General features: G+C 62.6%; 2 protein-coding genes. One reads left to right on the top strand and one right to left on the bottom strand.

From position 1 onward, the window contains the following. Positions 1 to 236 precede the first annotated feature (236 nt). Positions 237 to 926: a response regulator transcription factor gene (locus I71_RS01695; protein ID WP_042689360.1), complete on the bottom strand. Its 690-nt coding sequence runs from the start codon at positions 924 to 926 to the stop codon at positions 237 to 239. A 524-nt stretch (positions 927 to 1,450) separates the two neighbouring features. Between I71_RS01695 and I71_RS38690 the strand changes: the two genes are divergently transcribed. Continuing rightward, positions 1,451 to 1,624 (top strand): hypothetical protein, encoded by a 174-nt coding sequence (locus tag I71_RS38690; protein ID WP_199902084.1) that lies wholly within the window; start codon positions 1,451 to 1,453, stop codon positions 1,622 to 1,624. Positions 1,625 to 1,746 lie beyond the last annotated feature (122 nt).

Raw genomic sequence — 1,746 nt, 5'->3', positions numbered from 1 at the left:
CCTGACCATCGCCCGGGACGTGGCGCGCAGCCACGGCGGCGACATCACGCTGGACGACAGCCCCTATGGCGGCCTGCGCGCAGTGATCCGGCTGCCGGTGTGATCCAATGACCTGATTCCATGAAAAAGCCCGCCTTCATTCAGGCGGGCAATCCATGTCATGCAATGGCGGCCTCGTCCCCCACCCTCCCTGAGACCAGGAAAGGTGGAGATGGGGGCAATGGACGGGCCTCTGCCTACTGGTTCGCCGCGGCGGCAACAACATTGGCGCCGGCCAGCTCGCCGCCGATGCCGTTGTTCAACGCCCAGATGGCGGCCTGGGTGCGGTTGGAGGCGTTGATCTTGCGCAGCAGGCTCTTCAGGTGAACCTTCACGGTGGCTTCCGTGATGTTCAGGTGGTTGGCGATCATCTTGTTGCTGTCGCCGTTCAGCAGGCAGCGCAGGATCTGCACCTCGCGCTGCGACAGGCCCTTGCGCGACACCGGCATCTCGGTGCCGTTGCCGTTGACGCGGCCGGAGATCAGCAGCGCCGCCAGATGGGTCGGGAACACCTTCTCCCCCATCATCACAAGCTTCAGCGACTGTGCCAGCGCATCGGACGACAGATCCTTCATCAGGTAGCCATCGGCGCCGGCTTCCAGCGCATTGGCCAGACGACGGGTGCACAGATCGCTGGTCAGGATGACCATGCGGGTTTCCGGCAGAAAGGCGCGCAGCCGGCGCATCCCGTCCGCCTCCTCGTCGCCACCGTTCTGCAGGTCCAGAAGAACCAGTTGCGGCCGCAAGCCGCTTTCAACCGACCCCAGCGCCTCCCGCAGGTTTCCCGCCTCCGCAACGATCTGGAAGGGCGAATCGTCGAGCAGGCGCTTCAGCCCCTCGCGAAACAGCTTGTTCGAGTCGATAAGAAAAGCGCGCACTGAGTCCATCGTCCGCTCCCGCAATTTTGGTCGATCGTCATGACGTCGTGGCCATACTGAGGGCCGTTGTAGAGAGGAAGGTCCCGACGCTTTGGCGCTTCGGCGACTACCTCTCGATAGCTTCGGCAGGCCGTTATTTAGGGGGAGGTTACCCCCGTGTCGTGTTCCAAGGTACCACTCTCCGGAGTTAAAAGAAGAACGCATTGGACATATGCGCAAAGCCTCCCCAGGATTGCCGGATCTAAAGATATCACAGCAGCGAACATTGCTTTGCGCAAAGGCATTAACTGATTCGTTAACCACCACTTATTTGCGCAGGAGAAGGGTTCCCAATTGGAATATGCCGCAATCTTCTCACATCGGGCTGCTGCGGATGCCGCCAACGGGGTGATGCCAACAGATAACCCGATCGGAGACGCGAGACTTTCGATATAGAGGGAGCGTGCCGGCTGTCCGAGGCTTTGACCGATTGTGGCTGGACATGTGCATGGCTGCCGGCCGCCGTCGTCCGGCGGAGACAGGACGAGGGCAAGATGGGCTGGCAGATCATCGTCGCCGCCATGGCGGGGTATCTGGTACTGCTGGGACGCAGCGCATGGAAACAGGGCGAGTTCCGCCAGTACCTGCGCAGCCTCGCCATCGTAATCACCCTGTGCGCCCTGCTGGCGGGCGCCGTGGCTCTGGCGATGCTGCTCGACGGGGCGTAGCCGCCCCTCCGCTGCACCCGCTGCAAAGAAAAAGGGCGCCGGCGGTTCCCCGCCGACGCCCTGGATTTTCGGGCGAAGCCGATCTCAGCTGAGCGGGATCGCCACGAAGCGCAGATCGCCCT

The sequence above is a fragment of the Azospirillum sp. B506 genome, from assembly GCF_000333595.1.
In the GTDB taxonomy this organism is placed as follows: Bacteria; Pseudomonadota; Alphaproteobacteria; order Azospirillales; family Azospirillaceae; genus Azospirillum.
This window is presented reverse-complemented; position numbering and strand designations above follow the sequence as displayed.